Origin of the sequence: Frankia gtarii (assembly GCF_025403375.1) — a bacterium.
GTDB lineage: Bacteria > Actinomycetota > Actinomycetes > Frankiales > Frankiaceae > Frankia > Frankia gtarii.
In genome coordinates this window covers 1-1,779 of record NZ_JAMPTM010000510.1, presented here as the reverse complement: position 1 = coordinate 1,779, position 1,779 = coordinate 1, and the positions used below count along the sequence as shown (strand labels likewise).

Here is a 1,779-nt window from a genome sequence, read left to right as displayed (position 1 = left end):
GGCCGACACCCCCTCGAACCCCACCCCAACCAGCCCGCAAGCCACAGTCTCCGAGCAAACTCGTGGTGACCAAGGGGCACTTGTCAGGCACAACAATTCCCCTAGGATCGTCACCTGTCACCATCGGACGGGCACAGGACTCGACTCTGGTCCTCGAGGATGACTTCGCATCAGGGCGGCATGCGAGACTCGTGCCCCACGACGGACAGTGGTTCGTCGAGGACCTGGGCTCGACCAATGGCACATTCCTCAACCGTTCGAAGGTGACCAGTCCCATGCCGGTACCTCTCGGCGCGCCGGTCAGGATCGGGAAGACGGTCCTGGAGCTCCACCGGTGAGCCTCAGGCTTCACTTCGCCGTTCGCTCGGATGTCGGGCACGTACGGGAAGGAAACGAAGACTCCGCCTACGCCGGGCAGCGCCTGCTGGCGGTGGCCGACGGCATGGGCGGGCACGCCGCGGGCGAGGTCGCCAGTTCCATGGTGATCTCCCGTCTGGCCGATCTCGACGACGACATCGACAGCGACGACCTCGTGACGGAGCTGAACGAGGCCGTCCGCGACGCCAATCGCCAGCTGCGCGAGATGTCGCTGGAGAACAGCGCCTTGGACGGCATGGGCACCACGGTGACCGCCGTGCTCTCCTCCGGGGACATGCTCGGAGTCCTGCATGTCGGGGACTCGCGGGCCTACCTGCTGCGCGAGGGCATCCTCAGCCAGGTCACCCATGACCACACGCTGGTCCAGGACCTCGTCGACCAGGGCCGGATCACCCCGGAGCAGGCGAACACGCACCCCCAGCGCTCCCTGCTGATGCGTGCGCTGGACGGCCGCGAGGTCGAGCCCGACCTGTCGGTGCGCCAGGCCCGGGAGGGGGACCGCTACCTGCTGTGCACCGACGGCCTGTCGGGGGTGGTCAGCGAGGAGACGATCCTGGAGACGCTGCTGCTCCCCACCCCGCAGGATGCGGTGGATCAGCTCGTCGACCTGGCGCTCAAGGGCGGCGGCCCGGACAACATCACGGTCGTGGTCGCCGACATCTCCGAGGACCGCGGGGAGGACCGGCCCTACCCGCTGGTCGCCGGTGCGGCGGCGGAGAAGCGGTCGGTACCCAGGGCGGCCTCCGCGCGCAGCGGGCCCGACCCGCGTTACCCGGACACCGAGTCCGCGGCGGCCAAGGCTGCCCGGATCGGCCGGCCGGGATTTCACCGCCGGGACCGTCAGGAGCAGGCCAGCGACCGCGGCGATGGCGAGAGCGACGACGCGGACGGAGACGGAGACGGCCGACGCCGATCGGGGCGGCGGGTGCTGTTCGTCTCGACCGTCGTGTTCGTCCTCGTCGTCGCGGGCGCCGCGGCGGGGTGGACCTATGTGCGTGGCCAGTACTATGTCGGCGTCGACGGCGAGGGGCGGGTGGCCCTGTTCCAGGGGGTGAAGGGAAGCGTCGCCGGCGTCCATCTGTCGTCGGTGCTCTCGCAGAGCCAGCTGCTGTCCGAGGTTGCCCCTGCCGATCAGGACGACCTGCGCCACGGCATCCCGGCCGACAGCCGGGGCGAGGCGGAGCAGATCATCGCGCGGCTGCACACGCCGAGCCCGACCCGGCCGGCGGTCAGCACGACGCCCAGCCCGTCCCCGACCAGCCGTCTCAAGTCCCCGTCGCTGGAGCCCACCGCCGGCCTGGTGCCAGCGGTGTGCCAGGCCGCGGGCCCCGCCGGCATCGCCGCCCCAGGCTGCCCGAGCACGCCCGTTCCCATCCCGTCACCGTGACCTCAGGCCAGCGA

The 1,779-nt window shown here is 70.8% G+C and carries 2 protein-coding genes; both read left to right on the top strand.

All coding sequences use genetic code 11. The features are described 5' to 3' along the window. Positions 1–338, top strand: a 338-nt coding sequence (locus NBZ83_RS31940; RefSeq protein ID WP_261576486.1) for an FHA domain-containing protein FhaB/FipA, incomplete at its 5' end; no start/stop codon positions are given. After that, a complete protein-coding gene (locus NBZ83_RS31935) occupies positions 335–1,765 on the top strand; it encodes a Stp1/IreP family PP2C-type Ser/Thr phosphatase (RefSeq protein WP_261566088.1) in 1,431 nt (476 codons plus the stop codon). The genes NBZ83_RS31940 and NBZ83_RS31935, both read left to right, overlap by 4 nt. The last annotated feature ends 14 nt before the right edge of the window (positions 1,766–1,779 follow it).